Raw genomic sequence first — 23,088 nt, 5'->3', positions numbered from 1 at the left:
AAAGCCACTGATTTACCAATGATGCGGATTTCACCATGAGTAGCGATTTTCGTTCCTCGCTCTGAACTGCCTGATAATGCTGGAGTCGGCGACCTCGTGCCAGAGATGGATATAATAAATAAACTTTCAGACTGGCGATAAACGACCGGATGCTATGGAAGAAATACATCCGGAATAACTTAGCAGAGAGATTTGTTCTTTCCTCTAATGACTCTTATTTTTGAAGATTGGCAGCTGCTTTCACCGTAGCCAGTCGTCTCTTCTCAATGAATGAAGCGAGCTGATCTTGTGCTTTTTTAAGCTGCACTGCTGACGCAGTTCGGGGAGAGCCACAATTAAAGGGAGGCGCTGGATCATATTCCAAATTTAATTGAATATTTTGAGCAACATCGCTTCCATATATTTCTGCCACCACGTTAAGTGCAAAATCTATACCTGAGGTGACGCCAGCGCCTGTAATCCGGTTTCTATCACGAACTACGCGTTCGTTTACTGGTTCTGCACCCAGTAGAGCGAGCTGGTCTAGCGAAGCCCAGTGCGTGGTGGCTTTATATCCTTTCAACAGTCCGGCAGCACCAAGAACAAGAGATCCGGTGCATACCGAGGTAACGAGTCTGGCTTCTGCACTTTTATGCCTGATAAACGAGAGAACGTCTTCATCCTCCATCAGGTTTATCTGTCCCGGTCCTCCAGGAATACAAATCACATCCAGTTTCGGGCACGTATTGAAAGTGGTTGTTGGCAGAATAGCCATTCCACGGTCAGAAACGACAGGGTTCAGATTCTTCCAGATGAGATGAACTTTGGTATTCGGTGCCCTGGCAAAAACTTCATACGGGCCGGTGAGATCAAGCTGAGTGAGATCTGGAAACAGGAGCAGCCCTATTGATGTGCATGTAGAATGGCTCATAACAAGATCCTCTTTTTTAAAATCCCATCATGCCTTTTTATTACATGGCGTCAATGCGTTGCATTGGAAGAGGTGTTTTCCTTATGTTGCGTTGGCCGAAGAGGGACTGAAATTGACATGGATTCGCCACGTTCAATCAAGACATATCGAACAACAACGAACTAGAGCCGCTTTTTTTGCAGGTAAAACGTACGCTTCTCGCAGTAAAGCTGCCGGCTATGTTTCGAGAGGCAGATGAGTGCCCAGGCTGTGTGAAAACCCTGACCAAAAACTGAAGTGCACACGTCTACGCAAAATCTGGAATTGATCGACTGGTTAGTTAGAGCCGAATTTTACGTATGAGCGCGGTTTTCAGCTCTGTTTTTGGCAGTTTCAGCGGCCAAAAAAGTTTTCACACAACCTGTGCCAACAGCGGACTGCTATGTCAGTTTGACACATGATTCATATGGCTGTATAAAAAAACAGGTAAAAAATTATACCCCTTGTTTTATGTGCACCTTGTTCTGGTGGTTTCAGGCCAACTTGAAAAATAACGGCGAGCTGCTCATCATTGTTTATCTAAAGGATAAAAAATGAACTCTTTTTTATCATCCACTGCTAATTGTCTTGTGCGTTGGCACGACTTCCCTGGGACGGGAGCGCCGGTGCTCTTTGTTCATGGATTAGGTTGTGCTTCCTCCTATGAATATCCACGCGTTGTAACAGACCCTTTTTCGGTGGCAGAAGGGCCATTCTCATTGATTTACCCGGCTGTGGATATAGCCAAAAGCCTAGGGATTATAGTTACTCAATTTCTGATCAGGCTAGCGTGGTAGCCGAGTTGGTGGCGCATCTGGGGATCGATCACTGTTATCTCTATGGGCACAGTATGGGAGGCAGTATTAGCATCGAAGCGGCAGGTTTACTCGAAGAATATTTGTTGGGATTGGTCGTATCCGAGCCTAATTTTCATCCCGGTGGCGGTTTTTTCAGTAAAAAAATTTGTAGCTACAGCGAGGATGAATTTATCGACAGCGGATGGCAAGAAATGGTGGCACAGGACTCCACTCCTTGGTCAGCCAGCCTGGAGGCCAATGCGTCGTGGGCGGTATGCCGTGGAGCTGCGAGCCTTATATCAGGCAATAGCTGGAGGGATTTATTTATCCAACTTCCTATTAAGAAACAGCTGATATTCGGTGAGTATTCTCTGCCTGATGATAATTTCGCCTACCTGACAGGCTCTGATATATCAACGGTTATTTTACCGACATGTGGACACTGTATGTCATGGGAAAATCCTGAGGCGCTTGCAGGAACATTATCAGAATTTTGCAAATAAATTGCTTTATTTAATGACTCGCTAGGAAACCACTTCCACTTATTGTGCAGAGATGACTGTACGACGGGAAGATATTCTTTACTGGCGGTCATCTGCATATAGTTCTGGAGGTTAAGCTGTACCCCGCTTAACTGGACCCGACTCTTGTGGGAGTTCCTGTACTCCGGTTAACCCAACTTCCGCTCCTCGCTCGATGTGGCCGCATCGGGTGGGAGTACTCAATTGCCTTTCCGTTCACATGAGTGATAATTCCGTCGCCAGCCTGAATTTACTGATCACATACCGTCAGGCCAGTTGAACAAGCCGCAGGCGCATTAGCTTGTACAGCAGGTGCTATAAACAGGAACACTTTCTCATTAAGAACTTGTTTTTATAATGATTAAGCAGAAACAGCAATGTAAGTGCACCCCCACTACAAAATATAAGTAGCATGAGTGTAATATCGGCACCTTGTTTTAATAAAACAAATGATAAGACAGGGGCAGCTATTGCGCTGATCAAATTCATTGGGAGGGCAATTTTCAATATAGCTGTTGTGTATAAAGATTTACTGTAAAAAACTAGCGGTATCGTGGCTCGTGAAACGGCAAATGCTCCACTACCCACCCCGTAGAAAAAGAGGAAGGCTGTTAGTGACCACAATCCAGTCCCACAGGTTATAAGAATTATTATGCCTATTGGGATCATTGCCCCGGCTATTAAACCCGCTATTATTGCATCGCATTGTTTACCGCCGAACATATCGAATAGTCGCCCGAAAATTTTGAAAACACCAAGAAAAGAAACAGTAGTGACTGCCCATACTAAGTTCACTCCAAGCGAACTCAAGAGTTCAACGCCTACAGCTTCAATACCGAATGTTACAAAACTATTTAGAGCGATAACCGTGACGAGTAACCAGAAAATGCGGTTTTTTCGCAATACTTCATCAACTGGCTTATTCGGTTGAGGCAGCTCACCCACTTCAGGAAGGTAAAATAAAATCAGTGGAGCGACAATGAAAATTAACATCCCCGAATAAATTTGAGCTGCACCACGCCAACCAATAAACTGTTCTAATATGGAGGTGAGTGGTAAAAAAATACTGGTTGCCAAGCCGGTTACAAGCATTAGTAAACCAATGAGTTTACGGGCACCTTCGTTTGCGAAATCCGCAAGATATATATAGGCAGGCGTAGTCAAAAACATGGCGCCTGAAATACCCAGCATGCTCCAAGCTGCAAGATACAATGGGATCGATTGAGCGGCCCCAACACCCAAGATCCCGCATCCTAATACCACTGCGCCAACGGACATTACTCTGCGTGTTCCATAGAATTTGAAAATTTTACCTATCAATGGGGACATAAATCCCATAATTACCTTCATCACTGCTAAGCCAAGAAAAATGGTGGGTAATGTTGTATGCAGATCAACGGCCATTGCCCCGGCAGTCACCGGCAGTATGCCAATAACACCCCATCCTGTTATTTGAGATAGCGCCAAAATGATAAAGACAGCGATGTATTGAGAACTGGATGCAGGCTTTCTTAACTCATACATTTGTGAATTCCAATACGATATTAGGTGGGTCACCTCGGTAATAACCAGCTTTGAAGTGAGCTATAAGATATTTGATAACTCATGTTTATGAAATTTTCATGACATAGAAGTCCTGAGCTGCTCCCCGTGGAATAGCGCACTCTGATTTTAGTCATACTTCCATTGTGTCATAATTGCCTCTGCAAACTTTATAACCGGTAGGTCCGCTTCACGCCCTGAGACATTCAACAAGTTTTTTATGGCTTCAGTAAGGGCGAATTTCGTTCTTTGAGAGCCAGTAAATATTTTGCTTCGTCGTAACAGGTTCTGTTCTTCCAGCAGCAATAAATTATCCGGATCCATTTGAACGCCAGTGCTCGGATCGCAGATTGGTGAGATTTCCCCTTCTCTCTGAGGCTCTGATAATACAGTTTGGCCCAGTATGATGAGTTAACCGTCTTGGCAGTCCACTCAACAAAGGTCTGTCGGATGAACTTGGTACATTGCCATCGCCAGTGAACCCAGGATTTCTGGCCACTTCGTTCTGTCACCGGTGCTATACCTGCATAGTTTTGAATTTCTTCAGCGCTGTTAAATCGGTCACGGTTATCACCAAGTGCAGCAAGCATCCGTGGGCCCATACACGGCCCCATGCCCGGAAGTGATTTGAATAGCCCCGCATCTGGCGCGTTTCAGTTGTTGCAGACTGGGCCACCGTATTGTTCCATCACATGGAATACGCGTTCACCGTTTTTAAACTGAACGCAGACATCGTGCATTTTATCCGCCCAGTCCAGACCTACATGAGCAGAAAACTGATTAATCGCAGTCATCACCAACTCCTTTTTATCGGGGATTGGTATGCATTCCACGCTCTCCTAAAGAAATATAGCCAGCAGTTTATCTGCATGCCCTGAGCATTCGTTAGCGAACGCGGAGCACCTGCTGGTTCGAAAGAAAAACGGTGATCATCGCATGATTATCGCTCAATATTTGTAACCAGTAAGCGCATACCCTGGATCACCTAATAGCGTAGTTTTCAGGGTATGAAAGTCTATATTTCGCTCACAGCAGCCTGTCAAATGCTGACTGCTTAAAAAACAGGCCTAACGTGGGATATTTTCCGTTTTCCAAGCGGACCCCTAAAACGCCCACTCGAGGTGAGATCGCGCACCTGGTGATTGATTCGACCAGGCTGAAAGTCTTCGGCGAAGGTGAGTGGAAGGTCAAAAAGCATGGCAAGGAGCGTCGTCTTATCTGGCGAAAACTTCATCTTGCGGTTGATGCAAACACACATGAAATCATCTGTGCAGACCTGTCGCTGAACAATGTTACGGACTTAGAGGCGTTTGCCGGATTAATCCGGCAAACGCTTCGAAAAATCAGGTCAGCCGCTGCGGATGGGGCTTATGACACCCGACGGTGTCACGATGAACTTCGGCGTAAGAAAATCAGTGCCCTTATTCCCCCCCGAAAGGGCGCAGGTTACTGGCCTGAGGAGTATGCAGCCCGGAACCGTGCCGTTGCGAATCAACGTCTGAGCAGGAGCAATGCGCGCTGGAAATGGACAACAGAATACAACCGTCGGTCGATAGCGGAAACGGCGATGTTTAGGGTTAAACAGTTATTCGGAGGTTCACTGACGCTGCGTAACTACGACGGTCAGGTAGCAGAGGCTTTGACTATGGTGCGGGCGTTAAACAAAATGACGAAGGCAGGCATGCCAGAAAGTGTGCGTATTGTCTGATCCCCTTTGGCTACGGAAATGTCATTCGTATTATCCGTTGCCGTATTGGCAGCTTTTGTCGTGATCGGAATTGCATTAAATACAATTTAAATTACAGTATCAATAAATGGGTGGATTACCTATTTATAGGGTTTAATTAGCCACTTGTAGTGGCTAATTAAACGTGTTTACATTTAACTAATATAATCACGAGCCACTACTAGCACTTGAACTTGAACCGTATCCTCCCGGGCCTGAAGCACCACCATAACCACCATCAGAAAATGAACCTCCTCCTCCATAAAATCCGCCAGGTAATGAACAACTATAGCCTAAACCTCCCATAACCCCAGCCCAAACTCCAGCCGCTCCTGTTTCCCATTGCCCGCTACCTTCACCTCCAGTAATTAGCATTAATTCTGCTTCCTCTGTGATCTCTTTTAAAATATTTAAATGCTCATTTCTCATTACTTAGCTCCTTTACTTTTTTCATTACAGGGGTGACATTTTTTGATGCGTAATCAAAAGTGTTAAGATGAATTATTCTTTTTTTATCAAATCCATTGCTGTTAAATTGAAATTTCAACCCTGGAGCACAAACAATTAAAATCGCATTTTGTTCAATAATCTTCTCAATATTTGCTTCAGTATCATCAGCAATAATAATCCACCCAGGGTAATTTGCATCTAGTTTTCTTTGAACTTCTGCAACATAATTATTTTCATTATAGTATCCAAAAAGCCCCCCACCTGCACCGTGTAACGGGGAACGACCCAACATTGGGGATGGGGTTGAGATCATAAATATTTTCTTAACGCTCATAACCTTCCTCATTTGTTTTTCAATTAAATTTATTAAGATAAAAAAGTCATTTCTGATTTAAAACCGTTACTTACCACGCTTCGCAATAATTTTTCAGACTGTTCTGTAAGTCCTAACTCGTAAAGATAGAATGATAAAACCGCATCAATATGAAGTCCTTTAGAATGAATCATGCCATCATGCTGTAGAAGACTATCATTATTTAATTCAATTATTTTTTGAATTCATTCCTTGGCAAGTGATTTAAATTTATATATATCATAAAGCGATTCGTAATAGAATGAATTACTATTATAAGGGATTATCTTTTCCATTGCCTTAATAACACCCCTGAATCCCACATCATTACCAAGTGTTATTAGCAACGCTTTGGCAAGGATATCCAACATTGGAAAAGCGTAATCCATAATATGGATGTTATCTAATTGTAATTTTCTGTCGTCGCCAACTCCAATCAGATTAAATATATCATCACACACTCTACCAGGATCAAGTTTAGAGAAGTTGTCACGAAAATAGAAATATCGCCACCTTAAGTTGCAGGGCTCTTTTTTAATATTTTTTTATTTAGAAAATTATTTCTTTCAGCTTTATTTTTATCTATGATGAACTCATCTTTATATCCATCATGTAATAAAATCACATTAACTTCACACCCTGTAACACTCACATTGCTTTTATGCCTTATTTCCTCATGCACAAATCCAGCATAAAAATATTCACCATCATTTCTAAAAATCCGTCCTATTCCTTTGGATGTATTCCCATCATGATTTTTTATCACAGGGCAATAAACTGTTGGAGTTTTAGCACCCCTAGAGTCAATCTCATTTATTTCTCTTATAACGCCCTCTCTATCAGTCTCAAGATATTCATCGGCATCTATAAAAAAAATATATTTAGAATTTGATTTGCTGATGGCAAAGTTCCTAGCATAGGAGAAGTCATCTACCCAAGGAATTTGGAAAGTTATTATTTTATTATTACTGCATTCATTAACTATATCTAAAGTGCCATCACTGGACCCTGTATCAACAATGATAATCTCTTCAAATATATTGCAGATTCTATCGAGACATCTTCTGATACAGCGACATTCATTTTTTATTATTAAAGCAGCAGTTATAGTAACATCCATGTACTCACCTGTTATAAATATTCATTGTCGCCGGCACAGCAATTTTATCTGTTGGCAGCCTAATAAATCGGCAATGCCATTTTTTCTGACGTGTCTACGCTAATGCGACAGAACCCTTTTTTTGTTATAGGTCATGACCGCAGCCGCTGCAACTTTCACAACCGCATCCACAAATATAATTATCATCCCCATACTCTCGTTTATCTAGGGCTGAATCTATCTGCATAATATGCTGGTTGCATTCTGCATTCGCTATATTCTGATATTCAGAAACAGTGTTTTCTGTTCGGATGGAATAATTAGCTTTTAATGCTGTATTTTCTAGGAATAGCAGGGGTTCGGGGGAATGGAGGAGAGTGAGGAAATCTCCAGCCTCTTTACTCACCTCTGTTACCTGCTGGTGTTGCACTTCACTTTCATTATCCATGCTTATCTTTTTGGTTTTTTTGTGAACTTTGTTGCCATTCATTTCAGCCTCCCATCAGTTAACTACCACTACTGGTAGTTAACGTAATCAGTACTTAACCAGTTATTAAACCAAGGTGTCCCTGCTAAACCCCGTATGCTGTGCGAGTGTATTGGTATATATACATCAATAAAAATTAACATTTGACTTCGTGTGTCTAATATGTCAATTTTTTAAGTAAAAGTAAATAACAATCATTCTCTTCTTGGTGAGGTAAGTGAAATGGAGTTTGCTACAGACTTGGTGGCGGCAGATGGCGGGTTAAGAACAACGTTGCTGGCTTTGATCATGTCCGCAACATTGCTCGAGTATTCTTTGTCAATGTTCTGACTTTTTGTAACCCAGAAAGAAATCTTATGCGGTCTTATTCCGTATAGAGTCCCTTGTCTTTATTGGTGTTGGGTTACCCAATTGATTTGGGTATGTAAGAAATAAGAAAAAGGATGAAGCCTTTCCGGAGTCAACGACTCTTCAGGCCATTGTAACGGAGAAATACAGTTAAATGAACCAGCTATGTTCGCTTGCTGAACTGAATGAAAACCTGGTGCCCTTCACTGCCCGACGGATAACCTCTTCGTTAATTTGGTGTGCTGAAAATGTCCGAAATACAGAAGTATTACTAAAAGCATGCAGCTATATAATAGATCCTGTCAGTTCAGCTTCTGCCAAAACATTCCACGCAGAGCGCTATGGTGGAAGTGGTATTCAGCGTAATGGCGGTGGCGCACGTTGTGGATTTGATGGTAACTATCAGGTTAAAGGCATAGGAGCCAATCCTTTAGTCGGTGAAGGGACTGACGGGCGCCATTCTAACGGCGCACTCGGTGCCACTCATGCAATCTATGAGGCTTTATGGGGAGAAGTACTAGCGCAAATATTACCCTATAGTGCTGTGCGAGTTCGGGCAGTTTTGCTTACCAATCTCTATTCCGACAAAGCATTTGATCGCCCCCATGGGAAATCCCGACGAGCCCTGTTGGTACGCGAACCGGTGGTTCGCCCGGCGCATTTTGAACGCGCGCCTTACTTCAGACCTCAACCTAAATATGCCGGTCAGTTGATTCATGATGCCCGTCGGGTCGGCTCCGTGATCTACATGCTGCCAGGTAATTTACCTGTACCACCAGAAGGGGTCAGTGGAGAAGCTCGACGTAATCCCCGGGTTTATTGTATTGAGGGGTTATGTGAATTGGCCCGCCGTGAAGCATGGCAGATGGCTTTTTGTCGTACACGTTTCATGAGATTGACGACATCTCCTTCTAATATTGCGATGGATGGCAGGTTAATGGATTTTAACGGGCTCAGCTGTTTGTTCCCGGGAGATTCCCCCGATGATTTTGGACATCGGCTCAGACTTGCTGAACTGGTGAAAGAACCGATGGTACTGATGCAGGGGCTGTCCGATCTCTGTTTGTACATCGGAAAATACATGTTTGACCCTGATTTTACAATGGTGTCCCGCCTGATGGTTGAGGAGACCTTTCAGAAAACTTTCCATGAAGCATGCTATTACTGTTATCTGGAACAACTGGGTATCCCAACAGAGTTTCTACCACAGGAAGGGATACCGGATACGTTGAAACAACTGGTCAACAGCCTCGTTGTATTGGTCAATAAACGCAGCGATCGATTGTACTGTCCAGATACTGCTTGTAGAGATGATTCACCACTGCAAAGCCTTGTGGTGGAACTGATTCGGCAGAGCCAGGACCAAACCCACCCAGTGGATAATGACGCTGAGCATGATGTTCATTTTACAGAAGCGCAACAGTGTTTTTCCCGTGCTATACATTGGCTGACGCAGGTCAGTATCAGCCGTCAAATAAATGTTTCATCCCTCCTGAAAGAAATGGAAAACCATGTCAGAAAGAGGTTGCAACCCAGAAAATGGCTGGGAAAGGCGTGTTTGTCTGAGGAGATTGCCTCTCTTCTGGATGAACACAGCGATAACCCATATTACCTGCGGGAGGCATTTTCTGATATGGGAACCCGAATGCAGGCATTTTCCAGAGAAGCCTTCGGCCATGTAAACCCTGTCAGAATTGCGGTGTAAAATATAAGGATAATGACAATGATGTCGCATATACGAGAATCCATCAGGGGCAGAGAGGAATGGGCTGTCTATGAGCAGATTGGTTTTGCAGTCAGTTGCATGCTTCATAACCGTAACTACAGCTTGTATCCGGTGTTAACCATTCAATACTGGACTGAATATGCGATACAGCACAATCAGATAAAGTTTCTGTTTGATTCGCGAGGTTTTCCACTGGCGTATATTACCTGGGCGTATCTTGAGGCAGATACGGAAGCACGCCTGCTCAACGATCCGGAGTTCAGACTACATCCTTCTGAATGGGATGAAGATGGAAGGATCTGGATCCTGGATTTCTGTTGTAAGCCCGGCTTTGGCCGAAAGGCCATTGAGCGTTTATTTCAGCTTCGCCCATGGGGGAAGGGTGAGGTGCGCTGGCTGAGCAGGAGAAAGAAAATCATGACATTTCGGCCCACGCGGCGACATAAAATGCCAGTGGCCCCGGAGACAAAAGAACTGTGAATACCGGAGGCGGAATGCACCCCGGTATCATTTTGATGGAACGCTGCATTTTCGGAGTTTTGATTATGCCTGTTCGGATGAATTCTGAAGGTATGACAGGAAACGAGTGAGTAAGGACATATATTTTGTTTCGTCAGGATGCTTTAGAAAACAGAAGAATGAAATGGCGGGGACGGGCAATTTTACTTCCCGGGATACCGCTCTGGTTAACCATGCTGGGAAGCATTGCGTTTATCACGGCATTTCTGACGTTCGTTATAGCTGGTACCTATAGCCGTCGTGTCAATGTCAGTGGTGAGGTCACGACCTGGCCGCGAGCCGTCAATATATACTCCGGTGTGCAGGGGTTTGTAGTCAGGCAGTTTGTACATGAAGGTCAGTCGATAAAAAAAGGGGATCCGATTTACCAGATTGACGTCAGTAAAAGCACACGCAGTGGCGTTGTCACCGATAATCAGCGCAGGGATATCGAAAACCAACTGGTCCGAGTGGACAACATCATTTCCCGTCTGGAAGAAAGTAAAAAAATTACGCTGAATACGCTGGAAAAGCAACATCTGCAATACAGCGATGCGTTCCGTCGCTCATCAGATATTATACGGCGGGCAGAGGAAGGGATAAAAATAATGAAGAACAACATGGAGAATTACAGAAACTACCAGTCAAAAGGGCTGATTAATAAAGATCAGTTAACTAACCAGGTAGCATTATATTATCAGCAACAAAATAATCTTCTCAGCCTGAGCGGACAAAATGAACAGAATGCCCTGCAGATAACCAGCCTGGAGAGCCAGATCCAGACTCAGGCTGCGGATTTTGATAACCGTATCTATCAGATGGAACTGCAACGGTACGAGTTGCAGAAAGAATTGGTTGACACTGATGTGGCGGGGGAAATCATTATCCGTGCGTTGTCTGACGCGAAAGTTGACTCCCTGAGTGTCACTGTCGGGCAAATGGTCAATGCCGGAGACAGTCTCCTGCAGATTCTCCCTGAAAATATCGAAAACTATTACCTTATTCTCTGGGTCCCTAATGATGCTGTTCCTTATATTTCGGCAGGAGATAAAGTGAACGTTCGTTATGAAGCCTTTCCTGCAGAAAAATTTGGTCAGTTCTCTGCTACGGTGAAAACCATATCCAGAACGCCAGCCTCAACTCAGGAAATGCTGACCTACAAGGGGGCGCCTCAAAATACGCTGGGCACCTCTGTTCCCTGGTATAAGGTCATCGTTAAACCTGAAAAACAGATTATTTCTTATGACGGGAAATCTCTCTCTCTTGAGAATGGAATGAAAGCTGAAAGCACTCTATTCCTGGAAAAAAGACGCATTTACCAGTGGATGCTTTCTCCTTTCTATGACATGAAACACAGTGCAACAGGGCCGATCGATGAGTAACGGGAATGTCAGACGAATGATAAATCAGCTTGATATGCGCTGGCGACGTCGGGTTCCGGTTATTCACCAGACGGAGACCTCGGAGTGTGGACTGGCCTGTCTGGCAATGATATGTGGACATTTTGGCAAGAATATTGACCTGATATCCCTTCGGCGGAAGTTTAATCTTTCTGCCCGTGGGGCAAACCTTGCGGGAATAAATAGTATAGCGGAGCAGCTGGGGATGGTAACCCGGGCACTTTCGCTGGAGCTGGATGAACTTGGTGGGCTCAAAACGCCGTGTATTCTCCACTGGGATTTCAGCCATTTTGTCGTACTGGTCAGCGTAAAGCGTAACCGTTATGTACTGCATGATCCGGCCAGAGGCAGAAGAAATGTCGGACTGGAGGAAATGACCCGGTATTTTACCGGAGTTGCGCTTGAGGTCTGGCCAGGCAGTGAATTTTCGGCGGAGACCACGCAGAATCGAATCCATCTACGCTCACTTATTAACAGTGTTTATGGTATTAAAAGTACACTGGCGAAAATATTCTGCCTGTCGGTTGTGATTGAAGCTATCAATCTCGTAATGCCTGTGGGTACTCAACTGGTTATGGATCATGCGATTCCGGCCGGGGACAGAGGGTTGCTGACACTCATTTCTGCTGGCCTTATGTTCTTTATACTGCTCAGGGCAGCTACGGGTATGCTCCGTGCATGGTCCTCGCTGGTTATGGGCACACTCATCAATGTTCAGTGGCAGTCGGGTCTGTTTAACCATCTGCTCAGGCTACCGCTGGCATATTTTGAACGTCGCAAATTAGGTGATATCCAGTCGCGTTTTGGCTCCCTTGATACTCTGAGAGCCACCTTCACCACCAGTGTGGTGGGGGCCATTATGGACAGTATTATGGTTGTGGGTGTTTTCGTGATGATGCTGTTATACGGAGGGTATCTTACATGGATAGTTCTCGGGTTTACCACGGTTTACGTTCTGATTCGCCTGGTGACATACGGCTATTACCGGCAGATATCGGAGGAAACGCTGGTCAGGGGAGCCAGAGCCAGTTCCTATTTTATGGAAACCCTGTATGGCATTGCCACTGTAAAAATTCAGGGCATGGCTGAACGGCGGGGAACGCACTGGCTTAACCTTAAAATTGATGCCATCAATTCAGGCATTAAGTTAACCAAAATGGATTTATTCTTTGGCGGGATAAACACTTTTGTTGCAGCCTGTGACCAGGTGGCGATTTTATGGCTGGGAACCAGCCTTGTGATCGATAATCAGATGACAATAGGGATGTTTGTGGCGTTTGGTTCTTTCCGTGGGCAGTTTTCGGATCGGGTTGCCTCTCTGACCAACTTTCTTCTGCAACTGAGAATGATGAGTCTGCATAATGAGCGTATTGCTGATATCGCACTGCATGAAAAGGAAGAGAAGAAACCTGAATTTGATATTGTTGCTGATATGAGCCCGGTCTCTCTGGAAACCACTGATTTAAGTTACCGGTATGACAGCCAGTCAGCGCCGGTGTTCAGTGGTCTGTACCTGTCAGTGACTCCCGGAGAAAGTGTGGCCATAACCGGTACATCCGGTGCAGGAAAAACCACGTTAATGAAAGTATTATGTGGGTTGTTTGAGCCAGATACGGGAAAAGTGTTGGTGGATGGTACGGATATACGGCAACTGGGGATAAACAATTATCACCGGAAGATTGCCTGCGTGATGCAGGATGACCGATTATTTTCAGGGTCTATCAGGGAGAATATTTGTGGGTTCTCTGAAGAGATGGACGAGGCCTGGATGATCGAGTGTGCCAGGGCCAGTTATATCCATGATGTGATAATGAAAATGCCTATGGGATATGAAACCCTGATTGGTGAACTGGGGGAAGGGCTTTCCGGAGGGCAAAAACAACGTATTTTTATCGCCAGAGCTCTGTACCGTAGACCAGGAATATTATTTATGGATGAGGCTACCAGTTCACTTGATACCGAAAGTGAACGCTTTGTGAATGTTGCCATAAAAAACATGAACATTACCAGAGTAATTATTGCGCACAGAGAAACGACTCTTAGGACAGTTGGCAGGGTAATATCAATGTGATTTCTTAAGAGGGTTTATCTTAATGCGCTGAATTATGAGTATGGTTTAGTTGTATGGTTGTATAAGTAACGTAATTCAACGGAAGTAATGTGAGTTTTTTAATCGGAGAGCTGGAGGTAAGGAGGACATAAAAATCTCTTTTTCCCTAAAGGAGTTTATATGCGTAAAATGAAGTTGTTAATCTATTGGTTTTTGTTTTTCATTGTTTTCTATGGTTGTATCTATATCGGAGTGTATGTTTGTGGTGAGATCTTTAAACCTTCCCGTACAGCTATGCTAGCGTTCATTTTTTCTAGTCTCTTTACAGTACTCTTATTAAGAAAAAGAGTACGTTCGGATATCTAGAGACTTAATGCAATAATAAGGAGAGTAAATATGAGACCAATAAGTGATACCAAACTGAGTATGATATCAGGTGCTGGTGAGTTCAGTTATGGTGAACTTGCTGGTGTTGTTGCTGGAGGTGCTGTCGCTGGTGCAATGGGTGGTGCCGTTATAGGTGGATTGGGAGCAGGTCCAGGAGCTATAGCTGGCGCAACTACTGCTGGAGCTGCTTACGTGGCTGGTTCGTTAGTCCAGTCATTCTTCGGTAACAATTCCAGCGCAACTTCATCATCTGGGGGGGGGAGCTAATAATTAAACTAAGTCATCTACTATATTCAGGTGGCTTGATAGTTAGGAATCTATGATCACTCCTGAAACTCTGTACTCTTGGAGTACAGAGTTTCAGGCCTGTATCTTCACCTGAAGGGCTTCCCGGAGGGCAAAAACAACGTATTTTTATCGCCAGAGCTCTGTACCGTAGACCATCCATATTATTAATGGATGAGGCTACCAGTTCACTTGATACAGAAAGTGAACGCTTTGTGAATGTTGTTATAAAAAACATGAACATCATCAGAGTGATTATCGCACACAGGGAGACAACGCTGAGTACGGTCGATTGAATCATTTCAATTTATAATTCAGTAGGATAAGTTTTTACTGATTGTTGGTATGAGTTTCTGTGACTATAGCTTCTTATAAACCATAAGGAGGTAAGTTGAGTAATACAATAGTTGCAATGCTTTGTGTGTTTATTGAGGTAGTGATTGGATGGATTGCAAGGTATTTTAATGCCTCTCCATTAGTCCAGTCTCTATGTGTTTCTATTTTTGTTGCCATTGTAATGTTCATTTTTTTTCAAATGAAAGGAAGAGTTAAATAAGAGCACTAAGTTATAATGATATGAATTCTGTATCTGGTGCAGGAGATGTTAACTGGGTACAGGTAGGCAGGGATGTGGCTGTTGGCGGTGCTACAGTTGCAGGTACAGCTTTTGGAACTGGCTTGGCAGGTCCAATGGGGCCTGCCATTGGGGTGGCGATCGGCGCTGGGGTTGGTGCATTATATGATGCAGTTGGAAATAGTGGTCCATCTAGTTCCTCTTCAGCAGCCGGAAGCGGAAGCTAAACCGATTTAAAATCTGACGAAGAAATAACAATTGCATACTAATCTGATTCGATTGTTTTGGGACAGATTAGTATGCTGATTATTATATAATAATGAACATTTTTAGTGCTGTCATAAACAGAGAGGCACTTCGTGAGCGATTGTGATTACAGTGCTTATCAAAAATTTTCCATGCGTGGTGTTGTGCGGATAAATATATTTATTAATGGGTCGTCTCAATGCAGGTTATACGAACACAGAACATCTGCGACATTTCCGTTGAAAAATATTAGCCGTTTCCGACCTCATAACCTTCAAACCCGCGACATATATTCTGCACCACGCATATCGGATGATAGACAGGTATTTTGACTTTCCGTTATGCCATGTTGCCAGTGGTTATGGCAAGTGTTTCCGCTACTTACGTTGCCACGCTCCGCCATCATTTCTTCCAGATTACGCAGGTTCAGTGCCTAGTCTAGATACCAGCGAACACACTGGGCGATAATATAGATGGGATAATGCAGCCGCCGGAAGGCGTTTCGGATCACAGGTATGTTCAAAAAAAAACAGCATCTTACCCGACATAACCTTAATGCGACAGAACCGGTCAGACGCCGTATGTCAAAGAGAAGCATCTAGCGTAAAAACTTTAACTGGTGTCCGATATTACTAGACCGCATCACGGGAAGTGAACCCTCTTTTATAGCTAAGAGAGCTTCGCATCATCCTTATAATATATAAATTTTGTCTACAAGGTATGCCATTTATGAGGAATCATCCATCCAGAAGTCTTGATGATATCTGTACGGAATCAAGAATATGTGCACAGTTGTCCACAAATCCACCAATGGATATCACCCACTTCTGGCGCGAAGTTGAATCTGCTGCTCTTCCCCTGATGACAAAAAGCTGCAGCAACACAGAAAATCGGGAGGTCACATTTCTGTGGCGTTCAGAAGAAGTGCTACAAGGCGTATATCTTCGCCTGAACCGTGTTACAGATAAAAAAGATGTCGAAAAAGGACTTATGACCCATATCCCTTCTACGGATATCTGGACACTGACTCTGGAGTTACCTGCTTCATATCGTGGTTCATACTCGTTTATAGAAATTCCACCGGAAATGCAGCAAGAAGATATTTCTCAGCTTGGAGGTCGTTTCTCACCGTTACCCGGCCAGCCCGACCCGTTTAACAAAACATCAGAAATAAATATACGAGGATTCGGGGAATCAGTCCTTTCTCTTGATCTGGCTCCTGGACAAACGGAGTGGGATGATACTTCCCACACCTGTTCCGGAGTCCTTTCCACATCATATTCCTTTGTTGCGGGACACCAGCGCCAGATTCGTTTCTACCTTCCGGGGTATCGAACCTCAGCTCCTCTGGGGTTACTAGTATTACCTGATGCAGAAATATGGTTTGACCGTATAGGTATTACTCGGGCAATAGACATTGCCATTACTACTGGACGTATTGCGCCGATGGCGATTCTGGGAATAGACAATATTAATGAATCTGATCGTGTGAATATTCTGGGGGGTAACAAAGAACTCATTCTCGATATCGCGGGAAATCTGATCCCTCGATTATACAAGGAGTATCCTGATATCGTATGGGCTGGTCACTCGAATACTATACTGGCCGGACAAAGCCTTGGTGGAGTCACCGCGCTGATGGCGGCCTTATATGCACCGGATATATTTGGCACAGTAATCAGCCACTCCCCTTCAATGTGGTGGAGTCCCAACAGAAACACTCCTCGAATGTTTACGGAGAATGATACCTCCTGGGTAAGTAAACAGGTACTTTCTGCGCTTCCGAAAGACGTAAATATTCAGCTGGGGGTCGGTTCTCGGGAAGGAGCTACAGTCCCTCATGTTCAGCAGTTACATCAATCGTTGCTCGCCGGTGGTTTGAAAAGTAAACTTTCTGTCTATACCGGGGGGCACGATTATGCCTGGTGGCGTGGAGCAATTATCGACGGATTATCAGATGTGTAATCGTGACTAGATACCAGAGAGTAATGTCCTATCGGCAATGATTTCACCGTTCTGGTAACCCTTTCAGCTACATTATTTCATGTTCATTTCCCACTCAGCAATGTCCTTCACTCATATGATGAAGGACTTTATATTTCCAATGGCAGCTTTCGTGGATAATTTCAGCAGTGTTATACAATTATTGCCGGTTGGTTTTCAGTTTCGCTACCAGAACGCCAGCGATCTCAGCTGGGCTGGGTTGTTCAGCCATTTCAGCAGCAACCTGTGCTGAACATAAGCGAAGTGAATCATCATAAAGAAGGGTATTAACCAAATCACTGGTCAGACCATTGTCACCAGGAATGATTCCACATCCACGCTTCGCAACTGCTTTTGCATTCACAGGGCGATCAGCACCTTCACCAAACACAATCTGCGGTATCCCACTATACAGGGCTGTCAGGGTATTACCCGCACCGCCATGATGAATAAATCCATCAGCTCCGTTGAGAAATACCCCCATAGGGATCCACTCTACCAGACGCACATTTGATGGCAACTTTCGCAATCCGGCACGTGCATTCATCGCCAGTTGCAGAATAATGTCAGCATCCACCTCATTTGCAGAATCCATCACCCATGATATCAAATCCAGCCCATCCACCATTGGTTTGACTGTACCAAGACTTATCAACAGACGTTTTCTTCCCGGTGCTCTGTCCCAGCACGGCTCCCGGACAGCACCTCCATTGTAGGGCACATACCTCATGGAAATAACAGGCTCACCATCATTTTTAAGAATGCTCATACTCGGAGGTGTGACATCAATCCATGCAAGATCACGCGGCGGGCCACTGACACCATGACGCCTGTAAGCATCAGCCAGAGAACGAGTTACCATCTGGATATGGGCAGAAGTATGGGCAAATCCAACCGTCTGCATGACCGAAGGGATCCCATACTTAGCGGCAATCAGCGGTCCGGCTAAACCAAGTGGGGGGTAGACGATTAAATCCGGGTGCCATTGCCCTGCAAAATCAACGAGACGGTCAGCCATCTCATCACTGAAAAAAGAGAAACGCCCCACAATGTTACTTTTCTTTCTCAACTCTTCCTGATGGCGATAACCCGCTTCTGAATCCAGTCCTGGTGCGGCATCAAAAACAACCAGACCAGCATCTGCCGCTTTATGCGTGAATTTACCTGCACTCGCAACCACGACTTCATGTCCGTTCACCCGAAAAGCCTGAGCCAGAGAAATTATCGGGTATAACAGCCCATACAAAGGAGGGCCAATAAAGAGAATACGCACAAGAAAATCCTTCTCCGTTTTACGAACTTAATCCACCAATCAGAACTCTGGAAACAACAAGAGGATACCTCGTCGTGGCTGTAAGACGCCAACCACTGAACAAAATCCTTACTTCGCCTCCACAGGAGGTTCAGTTGAATACCATGGTAAATGGTAAATGCAACTATTTGATTCTCATCTATAATGGTGCTCCTGCAAAACCTTACTGTCAATTGTAGTGGATCACAAAATCAGGAGACCGCGATAACCTGTTGCCACTTTTCTTCATGCGAGCAAGGCGATAAACCACCATTGTTCGTATGCTGGCGATAAACGTTGTAATAACCATTCATCCATTGGTTTATATCGCGTACAGCATGGCTAAAATCACCATAACCATCTTTCGGAAGCCATTCACTTTTAAGACTGCGAAAGACTCTTTCCATCGGTGAATTATCCAGGTAATTCCCTCTGCGACTCATACTTTGCATTACCCCATAACTCCAGATTAACATTCTGTATTTATTACTTTTATACTGAACGCCTTGATCGGAATGAAACATCAGACGGCCATCACGCGGTCGTGTTTCCAGCGCATTACGCAAAGCCCTGCACACCAGATCAGCATCAGCAGTTAATGAGAGAGCTGAACCGGTAATCCGGCGTGAATATAAATCAACGAGAACGTAGCGCACCTGCGGTGCGAGCACGGCTGCTTTGCAGCCTCAACCGCCAGAAGATCAGCCTAGAGGAGATGCTGCAGCGTTACGTCAGCCACATCCCGTCGCGACATTTTAAGATGGTACGATATTATGGTTTTCTGGCCAACAGCAAGCGGGACCAGTTGCAGGTTCGGCGCCCGCAGGGTGCGCAGCAGGCCACTCTCCTCCAGGCGGCAACGGCCGGCGCGGAATGTTAACATCGGTCATAGATACCGCCTCATGGTCTGACTGTCATCAATCATCTTCACACTCGCTTGTCAGCGTTTCATCGCCGAGTGAAGCGTTCGGTTCCCGAACCATATTGCACACTCCATTTGATGATGTCCGATACTGTAGTAAATGATATTGACAATGATTATATAAATTAAGTAAATATCATATTAAATATGATTCTTTTATAAATGATAAACACCACACTTGATATGATTTTATTGCTCTTGGAATAAATCAAATCCTCTAGTGGTTTCCTGACGCGCAGATCCGCTTTCTGGCACTCTCGGATCACTCCATTGCCAGCCTGTCCATATCGGAATAAATATCCCTCAGTCGGGTCAGAGTTTTTCTGATCCATTCATCGCGGACGTCGATGACGTGAAATAACTCACCGCAACAATACTGCTCCTGCACCTTGATGGCATGGCCGATATCGTTGAAGTAACCTATCGGAATGATGTGAGGCGGGGCATCATCGAGTGTACCCAGATACTTGTAGCTCCTGGCAAACTCCATCAGCACACGGATGAACTCATCTTGCAGTGCAGCAATATCCCCGCGTCTGCTTCTCAGCGGATTGGTTAGCCAGTGTGAAAAATTAGCCTCGATATACTCCAGACGATTGTGCTGACAGATCAAGGAGGCAAGTTCACAGCGTTTTTTGTCTAAAAAAATCTCACACAGTTTTTTTATTTTAAGCTGATATTATTATTTTTCGCCCATTTCCTTAATCTGCCATTAGCATTGGCATAGGGTGATGATGTGTTAAATGAGATCATTCGCCCCATAGTCCATTTTGTGTACCATGGTTTACCATACAAAGCGTCATCAGTGAGCTCATCAATAAGTTTTACTATTTCGTCTTTTACTGCCTCGAGCTCAGTAATTAACGCGTTATAATTCAATTCGCTATAATCAGAGTAAAATTTTTGCGCCAGAAGCCCAAGTTGATTCCACTTAAAACCAGTTTCTGGGAAATCAACGGGCAATCCTTTCTCGTCAGAAGTGATCCACTTTACAACCAGAGTGTTCCACCCGAGCAGATAGGAAACCAGATCTCGAACACTCATTTCCGTGTCCTTGCAGTGCCCATCCATTGAGTTATCTGAGGTGAGTTCGGGGGGGATGGCATTAAGATAACTCATTAATTTATTGAAATTTTTATCAATGGCTAAAAGCAATTCAGATTTTGTTTGCGGCACATTCATACAGAGTTACCCCGCACTTCAGAAGAGATCCATAAAGACGCTAAGTGGTGCTTAAATATCAATCAATTATGTGCTTCCTGGCACGAAAGTGGAAGTCCCTGTAAACAGCTCTCTCTTTGTTCAAGGCACATTGTAGTGAGTCATGACCTCATTGTGGTATGAGATCCATTTCGGCTGTAACGCCTAACGGTCTGCTTTTCGTTGTGAGTTCAACGGGGCGATGCAACGCTATCCTTAATCAGTGGGTCACAGGTCAGAGAGTAGCGGAATGAATGGTACATGGTTCGAAATATATCATCGTCCTGGCATTCTCACTTTATCCTTAACTATTATGTTTTCATTGTCTTGCAGGTTGAGATATTTCCCGAGTTTTATGGCTGTTGCGACCAATATAAAGCGCAAGTATTGCAAGACCTTGAATACTTCCTGCCAAAACCAACAAAAATAACTCTCCATGACCCACGGTCAGCAAAGATTTGGCAACGCCAAATGATAATGGAGCGAAAGCGTAGCCACTTTGGGATATTGCAACGATCAGCGTAATCACTCGATGGATTTGCTCACGGGGAAACTCTGACTGAGCGATGATAGGTGGTAGGGACGTCGCGTTGCCAATACCCATGCCGAAAAGAGTCATGCCTATCCACAGGAGTGCTGGGCATATCATTATCCCCATTAAACTTAAGCATCCTGCGAACTGACAGCTAAAACTAATGCAGGCAACCCTACGTCGATTGATATTTCGCGATATCAATGAGGTGGCAAAATACCTGCCAGCTATGGCGCTAATCGTTGCTAGTCCCATGGCTAAACCGGCGTTTTTTTCTCCAATATGATCGACCAATATCAAGAACAGCTGACTGACTAGTCCTATCTGGGCAAATAGGCCGAGAGACATAGCCATAGCTAAAGTGAGAAATTGCCTATTTGTCCATAGAGGGAGCGCTATTGTATGTGACGAGTATTCAAGTTCGTTGGGCTCGTTGAATTCCCCATCTGAATATTGGCCAATTTGCTCAGGGCGGATTCTGAATACCATGAAGCAAAGCGCCGAGATTACTGCCACCGAAATAACTCCGATCCCCATTGCCGTGTTTGGGAATCCAAACCATCCAATCGTATAGACCCAGATGGACGGAAAGATAACACCACCGATACTTGCACCGTTATAAGCCTTAGCCAAGGCTCCTGGACGTTTTTTGACAAACCAGGGTGCGATGATGGCATTGACTGCTGCTGCTCCCATCGTTATCCATCCGAACCCGCTGAAAATTGCCGCTATGAATAGCTGATAAGGCTGTGTTGCTATCGACCATCCATACACTCCGAGTGAAAGTATTATCACCCCAAAAAGAGTGGTTACGGGGATGCCGACACGTTTATAAAAAAAAGGCAGCTTCACGACGAGCAAAGCTCCAGCTAAGAAATGCACAGTCACAACGGTTGAACACAATGACAATGACCAACCTGTTTTCTGCATGATGGTATAAATAAATATTGGCGGCCCATAAAAACCGATACCCCAGCCGAAAATGGCCATCACAAAAGTCGCAACAACTACTTTTTTGCCAAAAAAGTTCGATGTTCTCATCAATCGGCATCCTCAAATAATTTTTGCCCAATTGTAATTGTTAGAGACATAGATACTTCGTTAATAACTGAACTATGGATGTAGAGAGAATCGAGCTTTCCTGGATAAGGTCGCAGTGCTGACCTGCTACCCGTTGATAAACACAACACGATGTTAGGTTCGCTCAACGCTGCCGGCGATGTTTCGAGAGGAGGATGAGTGCCTGGCGCGGACGTTTCAAACACCAAAATACGTTAATTGATGGAGGGTAGCGTCAACGGATATTGTGGTAAATTCATGTCGCTAGCATGAGCCTATTCAATAATGGAGATGCACATATGGGTAAACACCTTTTTGTCTGTATTTTCGCGCTTGTCGCTTTTTCTGTCAGTGCTGGAAATGGTGGTGCGGGAGGAAAGGGAGGGGATGGTGGTAATGGTGGGTCTATGGGGCAACCCGGTAAACCCGGTACCGACGGAGGAAGAGGTTCAGACGGAGGCAGTTCAGATAACTCACCAGGTAGAGCAGGATGCCCAGGAGGAACGAATCCTGATGAGAACGGCACGTTTTATCTGCCTGGAACAAAAGAACAATGTAATCCAGGTCCACAGGACGCAACGAAAAGCGCGAGTTTGCTGTAGTGCATCACCGCCATAATGGATTTTATGGTTGACCGGGCGGGCTGCCAGCCGCGGTTGTGAATTCTCATTGAATCGCCGCTAAT

The 23,088-nt window shown here is 44.6% G+C and carries 18 protein-coding genes and 6 pseudogenes; 10 read left to right on the top strand and 14 right to left on the bottom strand.

All coding sequences use genetic code 11. The features are described from left to right. Positions 1-214: 214 nt before the first annotated feature. On the bottom strand, positions 215-910 hold the full coding sequence (locus IEV89_RS04595; RefSeq protein ID WP_188470858.1) for a DJ-1/PfpI family protein: 696 nt from the start codon (positions 908-910) through the stop codon (positions 215-217). A 572-nt stretch (positions 911-1,482) separates the two neighbouring features. Here IEV89_RS04595 and IEV89_RS04590 point away from each other — a divergent pair. Next, positions 1,483-2,228, top strand: a pseudogene (locus IEV89_RS04590) (alpha/beta fold hydrolase). A gap of 333 nt (positions 2,229-2,561) precedes the next feature. Here IEV89_RS04590 and IEV89_RS04585 read toward each other — a convergent pair. The 3 genes and pseudogenes from IEV89_RS04585 to IEV89_RS04575 form a co-directional block, all read right to left on the bottom strand. Then, positions 2,562-3,770, bottom strand: a complete 1,209-nt coding sequence (locus tag IEV89_RS04585) for an MFS transporter (RefSeq protein WP_188470856.1) — start codon at positions 3,768-3,770, stop codon at positions 2,562-2,564. Positions 3,771-4,006: 236 nt separating this feature from the next. Continuing rightward, positions 4,007-4,435 (bottom strand): annotated as a pseudogene (locus IEV89_RS04580) (transposase); the annotation flags it as partial. Positions 4,436-4,441: 6 nt separating this feature from the next. Further along, positions 4,442-4,582 (bottom strand): hypothetical protein, encoded by a 141-nt coding sequence (locus IEV89_RS04575; protein ID WP_188470854.1) that lies wholly within the window; start codon positions 4,580-4,582, stop codon positions 4,442-4,444. 311 nt (positions 4,583-4,893) lie between these two features. Between IEV89_RS04575 and IEV89_RS04570 the strand changes: the two are divergent. Continuing rightward, positions 4,894-5,496 (top strand): annotated as a pseudogene (locus IEV89_RS04570) (IS5 family transposase); the annotation flags it as partial. A 186-nt stretch (positions 5,497-5,682) separates the two neighbouring features. Here IEV89_RS04570 and IEV89_RS04565 read toward each other — a convergent pair. The 4 genes from IEV89_RS04565 to IEV89_RS04550 form a co-directional block, all read right to left on the bottom strand. Further along, positions 5,683-5,943, bottom strand: coding sequence for a hypothetical protein (locus IEV89_RS04565; protein WP_188470852.1), 261 nt, complete (start codon positions 5,941-5,943; stop codon positions 5,683-5,685). After that, positions 5,933-6,298, bottom strand: coding sequence for a hypothetical protein (locus IEV89_RS04560; protein WP_188470850.1), 366 nt, complete (start codon positions 6,296-6,298; stop codon positions 5,933-5,935). Before IEV89_RS04560 ends, IEV89_RS04565 begins: the two co-directional genes overlap by 11 nt. 532 nt (positions 6,299-6,830) lie before the next feature. Beyond that, positions 6,831-7,436: a glycosyltransferase family 2 protein gene (locus tag IEV89_RS04555; protein WP_188470848.1), complete on the bottom strand. Its 606-nt coding sequence runs from the start codon at positions 7,434-7,436 to the stop codon at positions 6,831-6,833. Between the two features lie 124 nt (positions 7,437-7,560). Then, positions 7,561-7,905 (bottom strand): protein MceE, encoded by a 345-nt coding sequence (locus IEV89_RS04550; RefSeq protein ID WP_188470846.1) that lies wholly within the window; start codon positions 7,903-7,905, stop codon positions 7,561-7,563. A 499-nt stretch (positions 7,906-8,404) separates the two neighbouring features. Here IEV89_RS04550 and IEV89_RS04545 point away from each other — a divergent pair, with 499 nt between their 5' ends. The 6 genes from IEV89_RS04545 (at position 8,405) to IEV89_RS21995 (ending at position 15,397) form a co-directional block, all read left to right on the top strand. Then, positions 8,405-9,955 (top strand): MchC protein, encoded by a 1,551-nt coding sequence (locus IEV89_RS04545; RefSeq protein ID WP_188470845.1) that lies wholly within the window; start codon positions 8,405-8,407, stop codon positions 9,953-9,955. Between the two features lie 21 nt (positions 9,956-9,976). Beyond that, positions 9,977-10,456, top strand: a complete 480-nt coding sequence (locus IEV89_RS04540) for a toxin-activating lysine-acyltransferase (protein ID WP_188471359.1) — start codon at positions 9,977-9,979, stop codon at positions 10,454-10,456. 125 nt (positions 10,457-10,581) lie between these two features. Next, positions 10,582-11,856, top strand: a complete 1,275-nt coding sequence (locus tag IEV89_RS04535; protein WP_188470843.1) for an HlyD family secretion protein — start codon at positions 10,582-10,584, stop codon at positions 11,854-11,856. Then, positions 11,849-13,945 carry a peptidase domain-containing ABC transporter gene (locus IEV89_RS04530; RefSeq protein ID WP_268235631.1) on the top strand — a complete coding sequence of 699 codons (2,097 nt, stop codon included), beginning with the start codon at positions 11,849-11,851 and terminating at the stop codon, positions 13,943-13,945. The genes IEV89_RS04535 and IEV89_RS04530 overlap by 8 nt, the downstream gene beginning before the upstream one ends. Before the next feature lie 695 nt (positions 13,946-14,640). Further along, positions 14,641-14,892, top strand: a complete 252-nt coding sequence (locus tag IEV89_RS04525; RefSeq protein ID WP_188471357.1) for an ATP-binding cassette domain-containing protein — start codon at positions 14,641-14,643, stop codon at positions 14,890-14,892. Positions 14,893-15,148: 256 nt separating this feature from the next. Further along, positions 15,149-15,397 (top strand): colicin V family bacteriocin, encoded by a 249-nt coding sequence (locus IEV89_RS21995; RefSeq protein WP_373283353.1) that lies wholly within the window; start codon positions 15,149-15,151, stop codon positions 15,395-15,397. 380 nt (positions 15,398-15,777) lie between these two features. Here the strand turns inward: IEV89_RS21995 and IEV89_RS21990 are convergent. Further along, positions 15,778-15,933, bottom strand: a pseudogene (locus tag IEV89_RS21990) (IS6 family transposase); the annotation flags it as partial. A 212-nt stretch (positions 15,934-16,145) separates the two neighbouring features. Between IEV89_RS21990 and IEV89_RS04510 the strand changes: the two are divergent. Beyond that, the gene (locus IEV89_RS04510; protein WP_188470837.1) at positions 16,146-17,381 is read left to right on the top strand and encodes an alpha/beta hydrolase-fold protein; all 1,236 of its coding nucleotides are present in this window, start codon (positions 16,146-16,148) and stop codon (positions 17,379-17,381) included. 178 nt (positions 17,382-17,559) lie between these two features. Here the strand turns inward: IEV89_RS04510 and IEV89_RS04505 are convergent, their stop codons facing one another. Both IEV89_RS04505 and IEV89_RS04500 read right to left on the bottom strand, forming a co-directional pair. Next, entirely contained in the window at positions 17,560-18,672 is a 1,113-nt protein-coding gene (locus IEV89_RS04505; RefSeq protein ID WP_188470835.1) for a nucleotide disphospho-sugar-binding domain-containing protein, read from the bottom strand. 230 nt (positions 18,673-18,902) lie between these two features. Then, positions 18,903-19,337, bottom strand: a pseudogene (locus IEV89_RS04500) (DDE-type integrase/transposase/recombinase); the annotation flags it as partial. Positions 19,338-19,390: 53 nt separating this feature from the next. Here IEV89_RS04500 and IEV89_RS04495 point away from each other — a divergent pair. Further along, positions 19,391-19,498 (top strand): annotated as a pseudogene (locus IEV89_RS04495) (transposase); the annotation flags it as partial. A gap of 376 nt (positions 19,499-19,874) precedes the next feature. On the opposite strand, the gene IEV89_RS04490 reads toward IEV89_RS04495, so the two are convergent. From IEV89_RS04490 to IEV89_RS04480, 3 genes are all read right to left on the bottom strand, one after another. Beyond that, positions 19,875-20,225 (bottom strand): hypothetical protein, encoded by a 351-nt coding sequence (locus tag IEV89_RS04490; RefSeq protein WP_188470833.1) that lies wholly within the window; start codon positions 20,223-20,225, stop codon positions 19,875-19,877. Positions 20,226-20,275: 50 nt separating this feature from the next. Continuing rightward, positions 20,276-20,794 carry a ClbS/DfsB family four-helix bundle protein gene (locus IEV89_RS04485; RefSeq protein WP_188470831.1) on the bottom strand — a complete coding sequence of 173 codons (519 nt, stop codon included), beginning with the start codon at positions 20,792-20,794 and terminating at the stop codon, positions 20,276-20,278. 337 nt (positions 20,795-21,131) lie between these two features. Continuing rightward, on the bottom strand, positions 21,132-22,385 hold the full coding sequence (locus tag IEV89_RS04480) for an MFS transporter (RefSeq protein WP_188470829.1): 1,254 nt from the start codon (positions 22,383-22,385) through the stop codon (positions 21,132-21,134). Positions 22,386-23,088 lie beyond the last annotated feature (703 nt).

This window comes from Hafnia psychrotolerans (genome assembly GCF_014639435.1).
In the GTDB taxonomy this organism is placed as follows: Bacteria; Pseudomonadota; Gammaproteobacteria; order Enterobacterales; family Enterobacteriaceae; genus Ewingella; species Ewingella psychrotolerans.
Note: the sequence above shows the minus strand (reverse complement) of the source record. Positions and strands in the feature narration are given on the sequence as shown.

Bases quoted from the DNA above. Each gene is read 5' to 3' on its own strand.
- IEV89_RS04545 (WP_188470845.1), top strand. From the start codon at position 8,405: ATGAACCAGCTATGTTCGCTTGCTGAACTGAATGAAAACCTGGTGCCC.
- IEV89_RS04585 (WP_188470856.1), bottom strand. From the start codon at position 3,770: ATGTATGAGTTAAGAAAGCCTGCATCCAGTTCTCAATACATCGCTGTC.
- IEV89_RS04595 (WP_188470858.1), bottom strand. From the start codon at position 910: ATGAGCCATTCTACATGCACATCAATAGGGCTGCTCCTGTTTCCAGAT.
- IEV89_RS04510 (WP_188470837.1), top strand. From the start codon at position 16,146: ATGAGGAATCATCCATCCAGAAGTCTTGATGATATCTGTACGGAATCA.
- IEV89_RS04530 (WP_268235631.1), top strand. From the start codon at position 11,849: ATGAGTAACGGGAATGTCAGACGAATGATAAATCAGCTTGATATGCGC.
- IEV89_RS04555 (WP_188470848.1), bottom strand. From the start codon at position 7,436: ATGGATGTTACTATAACTGCTGCTTTAATAATAAAAAATGAATGTCGC.
- IEV89_RS04550 (WP_188470846.1), bottom strand. From the start codon at position 7,905: ATGAATGGCAACAAAGTTCACAAAAAAACCAAAAAGATAAGCATGGAT.
- IEV89_RS04540 (WP_188471359.1), top strand. From the start codon at position 9,977: ATGTCGCATATACGAGAATCCATCAGGGGCAGAGAGGAATGGGCTGTC.
- IEV89_RS04485 (WP_188470831.1), bottom strand. From the start codon at position 20,794: ATGAATGTGCCGCAAACAAAATCTGAATTGCTTTTAGCCATTGATAAA.
- IEV89_RS04565 (WP_188470852.1), bottom strand. From the start codon at position 5,943: ATGAGAAATGAGCATTTAAATATTTTAAAAGAGATCACAGAGGAAGCA.
- IEV89_RS04480 (WP_188470829.1), bottom strand. From the start codon at position 22,385: ATGAGAACATCGAACTTTTTTGGCAAAAAAGTAGTTGTTGCGACTTTT.
- IEV89_RS04560 (WP_188470850.1), bottom strand. From the start codon at position 6,298: ATGAGCGTTAAGAAAATATTTATGATCTCAACCCCATCCCCAATGTTG.
- IEV89_RS04575 (WP_188470854.1), bottom strand. From the start codon at position 4,582: ATGACTGCGATTAATCAGTTTTCTGCTCATGTAGGTCTGGACTGGGCG.